Genomic DNA, 16,722 nt, shown 5'->3' with positions numbered 1-16,722 from the left:
TTGCAGTCTCCTTCAGGTCAGGGGCGATGGGAGGTGTTTGGAAGTCCGGGCGGGGTCTCAAGCAGGTAGTCACCTGACGGATCGAGGCCTTTGAGCTCGGCGACGGCCTCGATGCGCCGTGCGGGCCCCCGCCCCTTGATGAAGACGATCAGGTCGATCGCCTCGGCAATGAGCCGGCGCGGCACGGTTGCGACCGCTTCCTGAATGAGTTGTTCGATCCGGTAGAGCGCAGCTCGGGCCGAGTTGGCATGGACCGTGGCAATTCCGCCGAGGTGACCGGTATTCCAGGCCTTCAGCATGTCCAGGGCTTCGGCGCCTCGGACCTCACCGACGATGATGCGATCGGGCCGTAACCTCAGTGTGGAGCGGACGAGATCGGCAAGGCTCGCCACGCCCGGCTTGGTCCGCAGCGTCACGGCATCCTTTGCATCGCAGCGCAGCTCGCGGGTGTCCTCGATGATGACCACCCTCTCTTCGAGCCCGGCGATCTCCGCAAGAAGCGCATTGGCAAGCGTCGTCTTGCCCGAGCCGGTGCCGCCGGCGATCAGGATGCTGCGTGCGTCGGTGACTGCGGTGGTCAGCACTTTCGCCATCAATGGCGAGGCAATCTGCGCCTTGACGTAATCGGACAGGCGAAACGTGGTCGTTGCGGGTTTGCGGATCGCAAAGCAAGGCGCGAGCGAGACCGGCGGCAAGACGCCTTCAAAGCGTTCACCAGTTTCGGGGAGTTCTGCCGAGACGATTGGAGACGAACCGCTCGCTTCCGCCCGCACATGGCTGGCAACAAGCCGGATGATCCGCTCCGACTCCTGCGGCGTCAGAACAACACCGGTGTCGGCGCGACCCGTCCCGTGCCGATCGAGCCAAAGCCTGCCATCGGGATTGACCATGACCTCGACGACATCGGGCTCTTCCAGAGCCAGCGCGATTGCCGGTCCCATCGCGGTCCGCAGCATGCCCCGGCGTCGTTCGCGGGTTTCTGGCGAGAGGAGATCAGACATTGCCAATCTCCTCTCGCCCTGCCGGAGAATGCTCCGGCGGCTCACCCGTCGCGCTCTGCGCGCGGGATCCGGTATCGCTGGCCGGGACAGCGCCCAGCGGGGCGCCCTCCTCGATATTCCGCATGAAGAGATCCGGCTTCGAGGCGCTGACGCGATCCATGACGTCGGCGACAAGCCGGCCACCGGAGGCGACGCGTTTGCCGACTTGGGCAACAAACATTTCGAACCGCTCGCGGCCCAGCGCACGCGCTGCATCCTGATCTTGCGAAGGCAGTGGCGGGGTGATGGTCAGGTAATAGCGGATGAAAAGTGCGATGGTCTCCGCCAGGACGCTCACGTCGCGGTCGGCTCGTTCCAGTTGCCGGCTCATCCGGTCCAGCCTTCGGATCAGCGCCGCATCGCCGCTCGTGTCCCGCTCAGGATTGAGAAAGCGATCAAGCGCAGCGTCCACGATCGCTGACTTATTGGTTCCCGGCCGCTTGGCCGCGAGTTCGAGCCGTTGCGCCACGCTATCGCTGACGTAGGCCGACAGTTTTGGTTTCATCGGGGATGCTCTTCAGAATGAGGGAAGAAGATCGTCGTCGTCGCGGGTGACGGCATGGGCGCGGCGCACGCTGCTCGACGCGCTCGCCGCTTGCTGCATTTGACTGCGGTCGGCGGCGACGTCGGACTCATCGTCGAGCAATCGCTCCTCGAGGGCGCGAGGTTCGTTCACGGCCGGTGCGGCCTCGTCGAACAAAGCCAATTGCTGCTTGAGGCCGCCTTCCTCGTCGCCCGTCTGCATGAGCGCGCGATACGGCAAAGTCGCGAGGCGAAGGTCGGTGCTGCGCACCTCACCGCGCCAATCGTCAGCACGGGCCGCCGGCCGGTCAGCATACTCGTCGCCCGCTAAGGATGGCGGCTTGCGCAGACGACCGACGAAGTTTGCGTCCTCATAGTGCCGCAGCTTGATCGCTCGGACCGGCGCTAGGCCCGACACCAGCACGATGGCCTGGTCGGGCGGCAGTTGCATGACTTCGCCCGGCGTTAGCAAGGGGCGCGCGGTTTCCTGACGGCTGACCATGACATGGCCAAGCCAGGGAGCCAGCCGATGACCGGCATAGTTGCGCTGTGCACGTAGTTCCGTTGCGGTGCCGAGGGCGTCCGAGATCCGCTTGGCGGTGCGCTCGTCATTAGCGGCGAACGCGATGCGGACGTGGCAATTGTCCAGGATCGCGTTGTTCTCGCCATACGCCTTTGCGATCTGGTTGAGTGACTGCGCGATCAGATAGGCGCGGATTCCATAGCCGGCCATGAAGGCGAGCGCGCTTTCGAAGAAGTCGAGCCGTCCAAGCGCGGGAAACTCATCCAGCATCATCAGGAGCTGGCGGTGCTTGAGGTCGCCTGCCTTGATGTTCAATGTCTCGGTCAACCGGCGGCCGATCTGGTTGAGGATCAGTCTGATCAGCGGCTTGGTACGGCTGATGTCTGATGGCGGAACGACGAGATAGAGCGTGACCGGCTTGTCGGCGCTCACGAGGTCGGCGATGCGCCAATCACAGTGTTCGGTGTTTCGGCTGACGACGGGATCGCGGTAAAGCCCGAGAAAGCTCACGGCTGTCGAGAGAACGCCGGAGCGTTCGTTTTCGGACTTGTTGAGCAGTTCTCGCGCAGTCGCAGCGACGACGGGGTGCACCTTCGGTTCGGTCTGGGTGCCGAGATGATTGGTTGCCAGCATGATCCTGAGCGTCTTCTCAAAGGACTGGGCAGGATCGGCCAGGATCTCGGTGACCCGGGTGAGCGTCTTCCTCTCTTCCGCGTAAAGGACGTGGAGAATGACACCGACCAGAAGCGAATGACTGGTCTTTTCCCAATGGGTTCGGCGCTCGAGCGCCCCTTCGGGGTCGACCAGGATGTCGGCGATGTTCTGGACGTCGCGGACTTCGGCCGCCCCTTTGCGCACCTCGAGCAGCGGATTGTAGCGGGCGCTCTTCGAATCCGTGGGATTGAACAACAGGCAATGCGAGAACGTCGAACGCCAACCGGAGGTCAATTCCCAGTTTTCGCCCTTGATGTCATGCACCACCGCCGACGACGTCCACGAGAGCAACGTCGGCAACACCAGTCCCACGCCCTTCCCCGACCGGGTTGGCGCAAAGCACATGACGTGCTCCGGTCCATCGTGGCGCAGATAGTTATGCTCGAGACGGCCGAGAAACACGCCCTTGGCTGCGAAGAGGCCGGCCTGCTTGATCTCTTTGGGCGTCGCCCAGCGGGCTGAGCCATAAGTCGTCACGAGTTGGTTTTGCCGCGCCCGCCACACCGAGTTGAGGATTGCAAACAGCGCGCCGGCGACGCCGCCAGCGGCAGCAATGGCGCCGCCCTCTTCAAAGATTTCGGGGGCGTACGCCTCGTAGGCAAACCACCATTCGAATAATCGCCAGGGCAGATAGACCGGATGACCTGCAACCAGAAACCAGGGCGCGCCAAGCCGCTCCTGAAAACCAAGAGCAGCCGCGGTCCATTGCGTGGCTCCCCACATCGATGCGATGACGATGCCAAAGACCACAGTGATCTGGCCGATGTAGATTTTTGCTGGAAACATCTTCTGCCCCACTCACTCGCGTTAGCGAGCGCGGCGAGATGAAAAGCGGGAGAAGCTCAAGCATTCAACCGGAATAAAAATCGTGGTCAGCAACGAGATCCGTGTCGATCAAACTCATCAGTGAGAGATCGATGATGCGCCAGCTTCAGCGTGGTTGAGGAAGCGCCTCAATAGAAGGTGAACGGCCTGGCCAAATTGGATCAATCGTCTGGCTCAGCTGATTGCTCAGCTCACCGACGTTGTAAGCAAGGAAGCGAGCGAATCGAACGACCTCGTTTGGGCGTTCGAGCTTGAATCTTCGGCATCAGCTGAGAATCCGAAGACGGGCCCGGTTATACTCATTCCGCGAAACGAGTATAATTTGCGCGAGAGAGCGGCCCCTCGGGGTCGCCCCGCGACACCGTCCCATTCGGCTAGGGCCAAGTGATCGTCGCAACGACATTCGCGCGTCGGCGGATTTTCGGCCCGGGAAGCGTTGGGAGCGAGGTCGTTAGGGAAACCGCAACCATGCCCAGGGTCCCGCGCGATGCGGAGAATAGCCCCCCTATTCTCCGCATAAATTGCGGTGAATTCCCTTGCGGATGCGGAGAGTAGCCGCCATATTCTCCGCAAGGAGTGCGGAGAATGCCGGGATATATCCACCAACTACCTGATTGGCCTCACTTTTCCTGGGATGTCGATGCCTTGGCAAAGCTGCTCGCGGCTGTCCGGCTAAGGCAGGGCCAGCTCATAGGCCGGATGCAGACCCTCGGTTTCGCACAGCAGGAAGAAGCTGTCCTGACCACCCTGACGGAGGAAGTCCTCAAGTCCAGCGAAATCGAGGGAGAGAAACTCGACAAGGATGCGGTGCGCTCTTCACTTGCGCGTCGCCTCGGCATGGACGCGGGCGCCTTGCCGTCGGCAGACCGCAATGTCGAAGGCGTTGTCGAGATGATGCTCGACGCCACGCAGAAGTTCAAAGCCGAGCTTACCGCGGAGAGGCTGTTCGGCTGGCATGCGTCGCTCTTTCCGACGGGCCGCAGCAACCTGAAGAAGATCGCGGTGGGAGCCTGGCGGGATGCGGCGGCGGGACCGATGCAGGTTGTCTCAGGCGATTATGGTCGTGAGCGCGTCCATTACGAGGCACCCACCGCCGAAAAGCTTGATGCTGAGATGACCGCGTTTCTGGAATGGTACAACACCGAAGAGAAGATTGACCCGATCATCAAGGCTGCGATCGCGCATCTTTGGTTCGTGACCATCCACCCTTTCGAGGATGGCAATGGACGTATCGCCCGCGCCATCGCCGACATGTCCCTTGCCCGCTCTGAAGGAATTCCGCAGCGCTTCTACAGCATGTCCGCCCAGATACGCAGCGAGCGGAAGACCTACTACGACATGCTGGAGAGCACCCAGAAGGGCGACCTCAACATCACGCCCTGGCTTGAGTGGTTCCTGGGCTGCCTCGATCGCGCCTTCACTGGAGCTGAAACCATTCTCGCAGCGGTGCTTGCAAAAGCCGACTTCTGGAAACGGCATGCCACAGCCCGGATCAATGAGCGGCAGCGCGATATGTTGAACCGTCTGCTGGACGGATTCGAGGGCAAGCTGACATCGAGCAAATGGGCCAGAATCGAGAAGTGCTCGCCCGACACTGCCTTGCGCGACATTCAGGACCTCGTTGATCAGGGCATTCTCGCCAAGGACGAGGGCGGGGGCCGAAGTACAAGTTATTCCCTCGTCGCTTGAATGCCGTTGGTTGCGGCGAGCGCATTCCTCGGACCGCCCAGCTTTCCCGGAGATCATTGCCCACCCAGGCAGCCACCGGTCCGCGGGTGCAGAGGCCTCCACGGCGAGTTATACTATTTTCGCGAAGATAGTATAACCATCAAGCGTCTCAGCACGTTGCGCGCGATTGTGAGAGCTTTGCGCGAACCGCCTCGCCGAAGAAATGAGCTGGCTCCCGCCGGCAGCCCAGCGCCCTTAGCGCCCGATTCCGCGCATGATGCCGATCGACCAGGATATGCCCTCTCCGCCCACGCTGCCGGTGACCAACTGCCCGCGGGCCCTCTCCAGCACCGGCCGCCAGGGCACCAATGCGAAGTCATGGGACCGCTCAATCAGCGCATAGCGGCCACTATTCAGCGTCAGCATGCGCCGGTAGACGCCTGTGAGACTGTCACCGGCCTTGACGTCGAGATGCTCCAGTCCTGTTCGCGCCGCAATATCTGCGGCTGCCCGCCTGAGTTCACGCGCCTCTAGGGTCCGCAGCAAATCCCGCGCATAGCGCACCTGACCATCCTGCTCGCGCGCAAGCCCCTGCTCAATCAGCCATTGCCGTCTCGCCCGCATGGCCGCCTCGACCTCGGCACCCATTCCGCTCGGCCCCAGCGCCTCGCGCGTCCTGGCGACAAGCTGACGATCGAGCCAGGTCGCGCCCACCGCTTGCGGGAGATCCTCAAGCCTCTGCCATGACAGCACGGCAACCCGCACGGGATGGCGGGCGCGTTGGCGGCTCTCATACTGAAGCGCTCGATCAAGGTGATCTTCACCCACCGCCCAGCTCTCGTCACTGAGCCGGCTGACCATGCCCTCCTGCCGCATCGCTTCCAGACGCCGCACATGGGATACGACATACTCGCTTGAGGCCTGCGGGTCGAACTGGCGATGAAGGTGGTCGCTGTAACGGCCGTCATTGGCGGCGGCGATCTCCGCGATGGTTCGATCGATCTGGCGCGGCTCCGCGGCGCGAGAGCTGAGCTCGACAATCGTGTTCCGGACAGGCGGCTCATCCTGGCCACCGAGGCTGCCGATCTCCGCATAGTGCGTCCGCCCGTCGATGCCATCCACGACGACATAGCGGCGCTCCCTCAGTTCGTCCGCAAACCCCTCACCGACGACACGCCCGACCAGCCGTTGGCTGCTCTGTCCTGGCTCGAAGATCGTGTAGCCGCCAGGGGCCCGCGACAGTCCAGCCGCGGCAAGCTCGTTGTGCATGGTCTTGATGATATCGCCCCGCTCGCCCATGCGCCTGAGCTTTGCCTCAAGGGCAGCATCGATCCGCCACTTGCCCGGGCCGGTTTCTTCCGCAAGTCCCATCCGCTCGAGCGCTCGTAGCCGCCCCATCCGGGCGGCCTGCCAGGCTGGATCCCTCGCCGGCATTGCGCTGAGTTCAAGGGCGCCATTCGGCGCATTGCGCACGATGGCCCGGTCAAGGCGCGTGAACCGCTCGGCCGTCACCTCCTGCTGGAGCTTGCGTGCGACCTCGATTTCCGTCTCTGGACCGAGCTCCCGCGTGATGAGATCGGCGGCCCGCGCCCGCAGGCCGTGAGAGATATAATCGCGGGCGATCACGAGGTCCTGCCCTTCGTCATCCCTTCCGCGCAGCACGATATGACTATGGGGATGACCCGTGTTGAAATGATCAGCTGCGACCCAGTCGAGCCTGGTGCCGAGGTCACTCTCCATCTGTCGCATCAGGTCGCGGACGAACGGCTTCAGATCGGGGAGTTCCGCACTATCCTCCGGCGCCACGATGAACCGGAACTGGTGGCGATCTCCCTCGCTCCGTTCCGTGAAGGCCTTGCCGTCGGCGCGATCGCTTGCGGCATCGTAGAGCTCGCCCGGCTCACCGTCCCGCGTGACGCCGTCGCGTTGCACATAGCGCAGATGGGCCCGAACGGCGCCGGCATTGCCGGCCCTGATGCGCACGATGCGCGCCTTGATCACGACCCGGCGCTGGCCCTTGGCTCTCGCCGACCCGGCCAGCACCGTGCCTTGCGCGTGCCCCCGACCGATCCGGCCACCTGAGAAGTTCGACGCACGGCGCGAACTGACGCCGGCCTTGTCCGCCGCCTGACGTACGCGCCGCAGATAGCTGGTAGCTTTCCTGGCTCCGCGATTGCCGATCCGGCCGAGCCTGGCTTCGAATTCGTCGTCATCGACGCCGTGCATGATCCAGCCTCCCCGCTGCGAAGACCGCCGATATGTGAAGCCAATGAGCGACCGCCAAGTCGCAGACGCAATCAATGAACGATAGCATCGCTTTGGGACCCAATTGGCGACATCGCAGCCAGCGGTGTCGCCAACTCTTGGATGTGCAGACAACAACTTAGCCGGCGCATGGCGCCGGTGCTTTTATCTTGCCGGTTTAATCGGTCGTCTTGGTTGCTTGCTCTCACCCATTTTCGCTTCCTCTCTCTGCTGTGACAAGGTCTTTGCATCGACGCCACGCAGCGTCGCCGGCCGCGAGAGTCCCGGTGCGCCGTGCAGGTTTCCGCGCTTGTCGACGGGGATAAATTCGCTGCGACAAGGCAGCCGGTAACCGTCGCAGCGCATCTTTCCATCGGTCTGACGGAGCCACATCACAGGCACTACGGCGTGGTCCAGTCGCTCCTTCCGGAGCGTGGCCACACGCAAGATAACGTGCGTTCCGTCGTCGTGGATCTGCACCAGGTCTCATCCGCCAGCGGCGGATCTCCGTGTTCAAAACGTCGCGTTCATCAGCTCAACGATCTCCCAAATCGGGCCCTGCGACCTCACGCGAGGGGCGCGAGCAGCCTGCGTTCCTTGACGGCGGCGCGTGCGCTGACGTCCGCCCTGGCGGCGTCCGGATCACCACAGTAGAACGTGCCATCGACCCACATCGCGTGCATGATCACGGCGAGTTTGCGTGCCACCGCGACGGTTGCCTTGCGGTGCGAGCTGCGTTTGGCGAGCGCCAGACCCCAGCTTTTGACCTTGTCTTTCTTCTTGTAGCGGGTCAAAAGCGCACTCGCAGCCTCGTAGAGTGCGCGGCGCACATCGCCGTCACCGGCCTTGCTGATCCGGCCCTGGATGTCGATCGAGGAGCCGGACTGCCAGCGCCGCGAGGTCAGGCCAAAATAGGCGGCGACGTCGCGCGATCGCCTAAACCGGGAAGGGTCGTCAATCGCGGTCATGAAGCTCAACGCCGCGATCGGGCCGACACCCGGAATCTGCATGAACCGCCGACACAGCGCGTGGCCGGCGACCAGCTTCACCACCAGATTGTGCAGCCGGCAGTACTCTTTCCAGAGCGCCGCGCGCGCGTTCAGCATGGCGTCGATCAGCTCGCTGACCAGCGCATCCTGTGCTACCGCCTCGCGCACCGCTTGCGCAAAACCGCCCCGCCCGACCCGGTTCAGGCGGATGCCAAACGCCTTCAGCGAGTGCCGGACCGCGTTCTCGAGGTCCAAAAACTTGCGCTTCAGATTGCGCCGATGGGTCAGCAACAGCCGTAGCCGGTAGCACGCTTCGCTCTTGATATGCGCCTTGCGGAACCAGCCGGTCCGCATGATGTGGGCGATGCCGAGCGCGTCCGTCTTGTCGGTCTTGTTGCGCTGCGCGTTGAGCGCCGCGCGGACGTGCAGGGTCTCCAGACACACCGCCGGCAAGCCCAGTTTTAATAGCTCCGGATGCAGCCAGGGCGACAGCGCCCCGGCCTCATGACCGAGCCGCCGCAGCCGGGCGAGATACGGTTTGAGCGCCGCCTTGATCGCCTCCGGATCGGTCAAGACCGTGGTTTGCAGGGCCACCTCCCCCTTGTCGTCGACCACGCAAATCGCGCTCTCGTCCATGCCGACATCCAGTCCACAGAACCATTCCATCGCACGCCTCCCGCGTTGCTGAGGCGGCGCAGTGTGCGGCTTATTCGGCCGCTGAGCCACGTGAGCAGCGGCAATTCCCGGCGCAGACCGATTACGGGCGGCACTCCCACTTTTTGCTTTCCTCGCGAAAGAGCCGCCGCGACCTGGCAGTTGACTTGCGAAGCCCCACTGTTTGCGCGCGCTCGCGATAGCGATCGTTACCCGAAGGGCCGAGACACCCGTAGGGTGGCTCGGTGAGGAGCGAAGCGACGAGTAGAGCGCGGGCCGAAGGCATCGCCCGTATTGCCATCAGCACCGCGAATTCTTGCCCGCGTGAGCAAAATTCCGTTAGTAGCAAACTCGAAAGTCTCAGCGTCGTGATCGGGTTGCAGCGTTTCGAATGCACACCGAATGTCCATCACGGGGTGCCAGCGAACCTGGAAACTGAAGGCTGATATCACGAGCTACCCGATGTGCAGCCGCCGGACGCTTAAAGGCGAAAGGTGGTCCGCGTCTAAACGAAAATGGCGCTCGACAACGGGCCTTTGGGCTGTACCGACGAGCGCTGAACTTCATCAGCCGCTCGGAGGCCGACCGAGCGAACCAGGCTTGCAGCCTGGCTCGCTCAGGCAATTTGCGAGACGAAATTCGCCGCAAAGACCGTCAGCGCTTGGGCGCGTAGGGTCCAAGATCGTTGAACAAGTCCGCCTGGAGGCGGCGTTCGTCAAACCGAATTCCGCCACTGGCTTTGGCCTCGACCTCGCGAATTATCGCGTCCTGCCGCTCGACTGGAACGCCGTTCTTGCTCCAGAGAGCGCGCAGCTCGGCCTCAGGCTCGGCTGAAGATCGAACCTTGTTGCGAGGGATTTCCTCGAAGTTGGCGCAGACGATTTCGACATTGGGCGCGATGCCTTTCCACCCGTCACGATAGTACGAACAGTCTACGCCGCAGCCCGCTTCAAGATGAATTCCGGTCTGTTCAGTGAACTTGAGATAATCCGCGCTCTTGCGTTCTCGGTAGCACTGCACGCCGCTATATTGGAACGGCGCAGACGCCTGCGGGATGATGAACGCTCCATAGTCCGCAATATCGGAAGCGATGTCGATCACGTGAAACTCGAAAGACCGCCCCGTGTAGCGCGGTCCGCTTCCGATCCTGGGAGTGGCTCCGAACGGAGGATTTGCGATCGCGCAGCCGAAATGACCGAGGCTTGACAAGTCCAGATCGAACACGTCGGCGCAAATCCATTTGGCTTCCGGCAGCACCTTGCGCCCAACCTCGACATAGGCAGGATTACGCTCGATACAGACGATCTCTTTCTGTGGCTCGTCGTGGCCCCGCGCGTAGTGGGCCCTCCAATAGACGTGGAATGCGAGTGCGCCAATTCCGGCGCAAAGGTCGACGGTTCGGCCGCCGTAAGCATCGATCGCGAAGTCTCCGGCAAGGCCGCTAGGGGTAAAGAATGCCCCCGCCGATCCGTTGATGTGGCTTGCGCCCTCGTGCCAATTGTCGAGCACAAACACACGCTCGTCGTAAGTCAGGACGTCCTTCTTGAGCAGTTCGACGGCCTCGGCATGTGCCTTGGCCTCCGCCTTCGTCAATTTTGCCATCGTGATGTCTCGCTTGTCGGCCCTTGCTGGGCGTTTGATCGGCGCGGCGCGCATGGCCTTCGCCATGCCGCCTGCCCGTCGGCGAGACCGGGGTTTCGGGGGGCAAGAGCTTGTTTCGGCGCCGGCTTTGCCGGCGCGCATCCGATGGTGCGCAACGCGGTTGCACCGAGCAGCGTGAGCTGCGACGTGCGACCGACTTGCTGCACCGGAGGACGAAAGAAGGTCTTGCGGGGGTGACGGGGCAGCGCCCCTCAAGTCCCCCATTCAAGAGAAAAGCGGCTTACGCGTGCCAACCCGCGCGCGAGCTAGCGAAATCGAGGACGTGACTATCAGCGTCTCGATCCGGTCGCTCGTCGTGGAGGTTTGATAGGCCCTGTGCTGGGAGACCTTACCCAACAGGCCCGACGCGGGTGCTGCCGAATGGGCTCGAGCCGAGCAAGAAATGGCGCGCGCCATTGTTTCAGACGCGCGCCCGTAAAACCAACCGCTCACATATCCGGATTCCATGTCCAGAGCGGACGTGCGACGCCCAGGAGATCGCAGCGGAGCACTGGCCCGAAGTACCGCGAGTCAAAGGAATTCGGATGGGGCTGCAGCAGGAAAAATTCCCCCTCCACGAGCCGCATGCAGCCCTCCCAAACCGGCAGAGGTCGCCCCTGTCGGTCTTTTTTGAGCACCTCGGCAACGACTTGTCCGTTGATGGAGATCGTACCGACCGGATCCTTGGCACGGCAGATTTCGTCTCCGCCTGTCGCCTCGACCCGCTTCAGGAGCGGCACGGGCATGGGCAGGATCTCGTGCGCGATGATCAGGATCTCGATCCCGGGAGGTGGCTTGAAGACGGCGAGCTCGCCGCGCGCCGGCAGCCGCGGCTCCACATAGTAGAAGCCGAGCGGCGCGCTGCCGGTAGCGTTGTAGATCAGCACCGGCACCGCGGGGGCGGACGACATCAGAAGCGTGATGATGCCGGCGCACATGGCCGAGAGCGTGGAGGCCTGGCGCCAAAATTTCGTGCGATCAATCGGCATCGGAGGTCGACCTCCTCTTGTTCGCATGCGACCATTCGACGAGGTCTTCGATGTGATAGCGGACATAGCGTCCGTGCTTGCGGTAGGCCGGTCCCCTGCCCTGGACCCGCATCTTTTCCAGGGTGTTCTTGGTGAGCCTGAGCCAGGCGGCCGCCTCCACGGTGTTGAGGAACGGCTTGTCCGGCTCCTTGTCGTGAGCTTTCGTCGTCATCCAGCTTTCCTTCCCACACCCCGTACAACCGAGAGGTGCAAGAAGAAGCGTCGTCCGATCAGGGGCACTTTGTGGAGTGGCGAAAATGGCGGGCGAGCTTTCGCCATCCCGCGCGAGCAAACTTCGTCAAAAGAGAGCGATAAAATCAGATCAGCTCAAAAGGCCCCGGTAACCGCCCTTCATCAATTCGATGCCCTTGGCCACGAGCCGTCGCGTGCGATCGCGCAAAAATTGACTATGACTGTGCCATTCCTCAGTGACTTTCTTCTCTCCGAAGATCGCAATTGCGATCTGTCGGTAGGTCTTGCCTTTCAGGCTCTCGTCGAGCGCGATCAGAGCCTGGTGCAGGCGCTCGTCGGCAGCAAAGGGCGGTTTTTGAACCGCTCTAAAGTCCGCGTCGGTGAAGCGCTGCAGGCGCCTTAAAAGCTCGGCCTGGGCTGTGAGTTCGTCCAGATCGTGCAGCTCGTAGACGGGCGTGAACGCCGCTGTCAGTACCGAAAGGCCGTGGATTTCGAGGGGAACACGGACGCCATTGCGCTTGATGACGACCAGCGGGACCCCGTCCAAGCCGATCACCGCATGCCGCTCAGCGTTGAAATCAGCCAGCCGCCGGACGTTTGCTTCGCCCTCGTTCGGCTTCCTCGCATTGAGGCGCACCACCCGTTTCAAAGCATTGGAATGCCAGAATGCAGTTGCCTTGTGAGCGCAGAGTCTTGGGTCGGCGAAGGCATAAAGCCCCCATTTCTCTGCTTCCGGAAACCGCCGCCTGAGCCGCAACAGCTTCGTGCCATCGTTCAGCGTGATGCACGGCAAATGCTGAGGTACGCTGCTGCGCCAGTCGGCGACATAGTCGACGTTCCGCCGCAAGAACTCCCACGCCCAGTCGCCGCCATCATAGGACGTGCGCAAGCAGGAAGCCGCGTGATCTTTGTCTTCGCCTTGCTTGGAATCCACCGAACGGTTCAATAAGCGCCCCTCCAGAAGCACTCTTACAACTTTGAATAGTTCCGTCCAAATAGGGCAAGAGCACGGCCCCCGCGAGCAGCTCTCGCGGGGGCCGTGGGGGGTTAGTCGGCCGGATTCCAGATCAGCGCGAACACGCTGTCGTCGTCCTGGCCGGCGGCGCGGCCGAGATTGGCGTAGAGCTTGCGCGGGCCGAACTCGGGCGCTGCCAGCGACAGGCTCACATAGTCCTTGCGGCTGTTCTCTCCGCGACGGATCCAGCCTGCTCCGATCTCGACGCCTTGGGTGAAGACGCGGAAGTCGGGATGGGTTTCGGCGCTCTTGTCGCGGTTCGGGATGATATCGATGTCGGCCCGGATGGAGACGGTCTTGAGCTGGCCCCTGTAGCTGCCATTGTCGTTCTTGGTGACGTATCCGATCGCGGTCATGGTCTTGTCCTCTTCTGTTGTTCGCGCGAGGAGCCGATCCCCTCGCGATGGCGAGACCGTGATGGGAAGCGAAGCGCCTTCGAACCCGTCTTCGGGGCGAAGCGCATGCGGAGCACCTGAGCCGACAGCTTTTTTGGAGCGCAGCGGCCGCGAGGAGCCGGACTCTTTCGTCCGGCGGGGAAAAAAGCTGGCGGCGAGGGTTTTGGCAGGCGGAGCGCTTCCCATAGGTCTCTTCGCCACGCATGAGGGGTTGGACCCGCTGACAACAGCAGAGGACAAGCCACCCCGGACGGGCGGGACAAGACGATCTCGCAGTTGCAATGTGAAGGCCGGACAGGTGTTGCTACTAGCCGCATCTGCACCATCCGGCTTGCGGCAAGACCGCCGAGACCCATTCCGACTTCCTGATCATTCCCGCTGGACACCGACATCAGGCGGGCGCGATCTGCCCCAGAGAGAACGGCGACAAAGACCATGTGGGTCCGTCGCTGGCGGGGGCTTAGTTGGCGCTAAGCAGGCTCTCTTCCAGCCTTGGCGGTGCGTCAGTGCATCAGGCCAGGGCAAGGACGGCGTGGTTGCGCTGATCTTTCTAACGCGCATCGACGTACCAGAGCTGCTCGCGACCGCCGTGCGTTTATTGCTGCGGTCTAGGACGTTTACTCATTGAGCCGCTGGCTGCCCTGTCACATTCGAGCCTTCGGGCTAGCGGTAGCCATCTGCTGCGGCTCCGTGGCCCCGCGCGGCTGCCCTTGCGCTCCCCGCCCGCCGGCGCGCCTCGACGCGTATCGGTTGACTCGCCGTCAATCTGAATGGTTAGGTCATGCCGTCACAGTTCAATGGCAGAGTCGAACCGGTGGTCACTGCACGAAAGAAAAAACGCGCCGATACTCCGGCTCGCGACCGAATCCTTGAAGTCGCAACCAGACTGTTTACCCAACGCCCGTTCGACGAGATCTCAGCGGAAGATATTGCCCGCGAAGCGGGCGTGGCCCATGGACTGACGTTCCACTATTTCGGCTCGAAGGCCAAACTCTACGAGGAAATTTCGCAAGCTGCGGCCGACCGCCTGGATCGGATCCATCTGCAGGCGACACTCGCGGGGTCGGCTCCCGAAAAGCTCCGCAGCTTCTTGGTCGCGCATATGGAGGAGGTCTATCGACGCCGCGTCGATTACGTTTTCCATTCGCGCGGCGGTGGGACTGCGGCAATCCAAGACATTTGGGAACGTTCGCGTAGCCACGGCATTCGGCTGGTCCTGGGCTTTTATGGCGTGACTGCGCCCTCGCTTGAACTTGCTGTCGCGACGCGGGCCTGGCTTGGCTATTTCGATGAGCTGGTTCTGGCCTGGGTGCAGGGAAAGATAAAGAACAAGGCCGCTATCGTAGAGATGGCTTTCCGGCTTTTCCCACCTGCGATGTCCAACGCTGAGTTGCTTGGCGAAAAGAATATTCCCTCGATCTGACAGAGGGTTGATGGCGCGTTCCGCGCAACGTCATTGACTGTCAGTCAAAATCTTATTGACTGTCAGTCAAACTTGCGGTTGGTTCTCAATCGCGAAAAATAATTCACTGGCGATCGGGAGGGGTCTCATGGAGACCGAGGTGGCAATTATCGGCGGCGGCCCGGTGGGTCTGACGGCTGCCGCCTTGCTCGGCTCGTTGGGGGTGAACACGATCCTCGTCGAGCGGAATGCGTCAACATCCGTTCACCCGCGAGGGCATGTGGTCAACGCGCGCACGATGGAAATATTCCGATCGATTGGTTGCGAAGAGCGAGTAGCAAAAGCCGGATTGCCTCCAGAGCGCAACGCTGGAGTCTCTTTCCTGTCCCGGCTAACAGGGCCGGATATCGCGGTATTGGCGACACGGGGCATTCCCGACCGTGACCGGGCACATCAAGCCGCCAGTCCGAGCCGCAAGACGTCATGCCCTCAGGACGTGCTTGAGCCGATCTTGGCTGATGTTGCGGGAAGCTTTGCTCCCGTCAAAGTGCTGTTCTCGACCGAGCTCAAAGAACTCGTGTCCCGACCTGATGGTGTGCGGCTCGAATGTCAGCAGGGGGCCGGCGACCTTGCAATCGAAGCGCGCTACGTGATTGCTGCGGACGGTGCGCGCAGCTTCGTGAGGGAGCGCCTCGGCATCGGGATGACGGGACGAGGACGCATCGGCCGACAGATCGGCATCTACTTCGAGGCCGACTTATGGGCGTTCGTCGAAAAGCGGCCTTATCTGCTGTGGTGGATCTACAACGCCACGACATGCGGAGTGCTCATTGCTCTCGATGGCCGGCGACGTTGGACGTACAATTTCGCCTTCGATCCGGACCAGGAAAGCGTCGAGTCGTTCACGACCGAGCGCTGCGAAGCGATCGTGCGGGCAGCCATCGGCTCGGACGAGGTTCCGCTCGAGATCCATAGCATCCTGCCGTGGAGAATGCAGGCCCGCCTTGCGGACCAGTTCAGCAAAGGTCGGGTATTCATCGCGGGGGACGCCGCCCATCCGCTGCCGCCAACGGGCGGGCAAGGGATGAACACCGGCATTGGTGACGTGCACAATCTGGCGTGGAAATTGGCCTTCGTGCTGCGCGGCAACGCTCCGGCCTCGCTTCTCGAAAGCTACAACGAGGAGCGGCGTCCTGTCGCTCAGACCAATATCGAGCAGAGCGTTCACAACGCAATGAAGATGGCGGAGAGTGGTCTTTCCGGGATGGCAACGCACGACAGTCCGATCGCCAAGATGCTCGAGGGCCCGGATTCCGCGGCAGCGGAGCGTCACATCCGGGAAGTGATCCCGAGTCTTCGCGAGCACTTTGACTACATAGGCCAGACATTCGGTCATGCCTATTTCTCCCGATGGATATCGCCTGACGGGACGTCGGCTCCGCCGTTCCGCATTGAGCAGTACGAACCGGTTGCCTGTCCTGGGCACCGAGCACCCCATCTCTGGCTGCAAGGGCCAAACGGCAAATTGTCGACCATCGATCTTGCCGGTGCCGGGTCCTTCCTGATGCTGACGCCCCCGGATGGAGCCGATTGGCGACGTGCCTTTGCCAAGGTTTCCGCAGAGCTACATGTTCCAGGGCGCTCCTGCAGCATTGGCACGGGCGGCGACTACATCGATCAGGACGGATCATTCGTTCAATCATACGGCATCGGTCCGCGCGGGATGGTCCTGATCAGACCCGACGGCTACGTAGCCGCGCGCAGCTTTCACGCCGCGCCCGATCCAGGAAAATTCTTCGAACGCGCTCTCAGAACTGCATTGGCGGGACCGGACCTCAGAAACAACGAGGAGCCGTCCGCCGCTTGAGAG

General features: G+C 62.3%; 13 protein-coding genes. 3 read left to right on the top strand and 10 right to left on the bottom strand.

Features of this window, described 5'->3' with window-relative positions; translation table 11 throughout:
- Positions 1–17: 17 nt before the first annotated feature.
- The 3 genes from trbB to AB7008_RS21330 are packed head-to-tail and all read right to left on the bottom strand — an operon-like array spanning position 18 to position 3,585.
- A complete protein-coding gene (gene trbB / locus AB7008_RS21340; RefSeq protein WP_441259477.1) occupies positions 18–1,001 on the bottom strand; it encodes a P-type conjugative transfer ATPase TrbB in 984 nt (327 codons plus the stop codon).
- Positions 994–1,545, bottom strand: coding sequence for a CopG family transcriptional regulator (locus AB7008_RS21335; protein ID WP_441259476.1), 552 nt, complete (start codon positions 1,543–1,545; stop codon positions 994–996). Before AB7008_RS21335 ends, trbB begins: the two co-directional genes overlap by 8 nt.
- Before the next feature lie 12 nt (positions 1,546–1,557).
- Positions 1,558–3,585 carry a conjugal transfer protein TraG gene (locus AB7008_RS21330; RefSeq protein ID WP_441259475.1) on the bottom strand — a complete coding sequence of 676 codons (2,028 nt, stop codon included), beginning with the start codon at positions 3,583–3,585 and terminating at the stop codon, positions 1,558–1,560.
- Positions 3,586–4,209: 624 nt separating this feature from the next.
- Between AB7008_RS21330 and AB7008_RS21325 the strand changes: the two genes are divergently transcribed.
- Entirely contained in the window at positions 4,210–5,313 is a 1,104-nt protein-coding gene (locus tag AB7008_RS21325; protein ID WP_441259474.1) for a Fic family protein, read from the top strand.
- Positions 5,314–5,547: 234 nt separating this feature from the next.
- Here AB7008_RS21325 and rlxS read toward each other — a convergent pair whose 3' ends face one another.
- The 7 genes from rlxS to AB7008_RS21290 form a co-directional block, all read right to left on the bottom strand.
- Positions 5,548–7,518 (bottom strand): relaxase/mobilization nuclease RlxS, encoded by a 1,971-nt coding sequence (rlxS, locus tag AB7008_RS21320; protein ID WP_441259473.1) that lies wholly within the window; start codon positions 7,516–7,518, stop codon positions 5,548–5,550.
- A 584-nt stretch (positions 7,519–8,102) separates the two neighbouring features.
- Entirely contained in the window at positions 8,103–9,191 is a 1,089-nt protein-coding gene (locus AB7008_RS21315) for an IS110 family transposase (RefSeq protein ID WP_441259472.1), read from the bottom strand.
- A gap of 642 nt (positions 9,192–9,833) precedes the next feature.
- Positions 9,834–10,781 (bottom strand): methyltransferase, encoded by a 948-nt coding sequence (locus AB7008_RS21310; RefSeq protein WP_441259471.1) that lies wholly within the window; start codon positions 10,779–10,781, stop codon positions 9,834–9,836.
- 488 nt (positions 10,782–11,269) lie between these two features.
- Positions 11,270–11,809 (bottom strand): S26 family signal peptidase, encoded by a 540-nt coding sequence (locus AB7008_RS21305; protein WP_441259470.1) that lies wholly within the window; start codon positions 11,807–11,809, stop codon positions 11,270–11,272.
- Positions 11,799–12,020, bottom strand: a complete 222-nt coding sequence (locus AB7008_RS21300) for a helix-turn-helix domain-containing protein (RefSeq protein WP_441259469.1) — start codon at positions 12,018–12,020, stop codon at positions 11,799–11,801. The genes AB7008_RS21305 and AB7008_RS21300 overlap by 11 nt, the downstream gene beginning before the upstream one ends.
- A gap of 150 nt (positions 12,021–12,170) precedes the next feature.
- A complete protein-coding gene (locus AB7008_RS21295; RefSeq protein ID WP_441259468.1) occupies positions 12,171–12,986 on the bottom strand; it encodes a DUF2285 domain-containing protein in 816 nt (271 codons plus the stop codon).
- A 101-nt stretch (positions 12,987–13,087) separates the two neighbouring features.
- Entirely contained in the window at positions 13,088–13,411 is a 324-nt protein-coding gene (locus tag AB7008_RS21290) for a DUF736 domain-containing protein (protein ID WP_212495907.1), read from the bottom strand.
- Positions 13,412–14,231: 820 nt separating this feature from the next.
- On the opposite strand from AB7008_RS21290, the gene AB7008_RS21285 reads away from it, so the two are divergent.
- Together AB7008_RS21285 and AB7008_RS21280 are read left to right on the top strand one after the other, a co-directional pair.
- Positions 14,232–14,873 carry a TetR/AcrR family transcriptional regulator gene (locus tag AB7008_RS21285; RefSeq protein ID WP_441259467.1) on the top strand — a complete coding sequence of 214 codons (642 nt, stop codon included), beginning with the start codon at positions 14,232–14,234 and terminating at the stop codon, positions 14,871–14,873.
- A 127-nt stretch (positions 14,874–15,000) separates the two neighbouring features.
- Positions 15,001–16,719: an FAD-dependent monooxygenase gene (locus tag AB7008_RS21280; RefSeq protein WP_441259466.1), complete on the top strand. Its 1,719-nt coding sequence runs from the start codon at positions 15,001–15,003 to the stop codon at positions 16,717–16,719.
- The last annotated feature ends 3 nt before the right edge of the window (positions 16,720–16,722 follow it).

The organism is Bradyrhizobium sp. 521_C7_N1_3 (assembly GCF_052075975.1).
GTDB lineage: Bacteria > Pseudomonadota > Alphaproteobacteria > Rhizobiales > Xanthobacteraceae > Bradyrhizobium > Bradyrhizobium japonicum.
This window is presented reverse-complemented; position numbering and strand designations above follow the sequence as displayed.

Bases quoted from the DNA above. Each gene is read 5' to 3' on its own strand.
- trbB (WP_441259477.1), bottom strand. From the start codon at position 1,001: ATGTCTGATCTCCTCTCGCCAGAAACCCGCGAACGACGCCGGGGCATG.
- AB7008_RS21335 (WP_441259476.1), bottom strand. From the start codon at position 1,545: ATGAAACCAAAACTGTCGGCCTACGTCAGCGATAGCGTGGCGCAACGG.
- AB7008_RS21330 (WP_441259475.1), bottom strand. From the start codon at position 3,585: ATGTTTCCAGCAAAAATCTACATCGGCCAGATCACTGTGGTCTTTGGC.
- AB7008_RS21325 (WP_441259474.1), top strand. From the start codon at position 4,210: ATGCCGGGATATATCCACCAACTACCTGATTGGCCTCACTTTTCCTGG.
- rlxS (WP_441259473.1), bottom strand. From the start codon at position 7,518: ATGCACGGCGTCGATGACGACGAATTCGAAGCCAGGCTCGGCCGGATC.
- AB7008_RS21315 (WP_441259472.1), bottom strand. From the start codon at position 9,191: ATGGAATGGTTCTGTGGACTGGATGTCGGCATGGACGAGAGCGCGATT.
- AB7008_RS21310 (WP_441259471.1), bottom strand. From the start codon at position 10,781: ATGGCAAAATTGACGAAGGCGGAGGCCAAGGCACATGCCGAGGCCGTC.
- AB7008_RS21305 (WP_441259470.1), bottom strand. From the start codon at position 11,809: ATGCCGATTGATCGCACGAAATTTTGGCGCCAGGCCTCCACGCTCTCG.
- AB7008_RS21300 (WP_441259469.1), bottom strand. From the start codon at position 12,020: ATGACGACGAAAGCTCACGACAAGGAGCCGGACAAGCCGTTCCTCAAC.
- AB7008_RS21290 (WP_212495907.1), bottom strand. From the start codon at position 13,411: ATGACCGCGATCGGATACGTCACCAAGAACGACAATGGCAGCTACAGG.
- AB7008_RS21285 (WP_441259467.1), top strand. From the start codon at position 14,232: ATGCCGTCACAGTTCAATGGCAGAGTCGAACCGGTGGTCACTGCACGA.
- AB7008_RS21280 (WP_441259466.1), top strand. From the start codon at position 15,001: ATGGAGACCGAGGTGGCAATTATCGGCGGCGGCCCGGTGGGTCTGACG.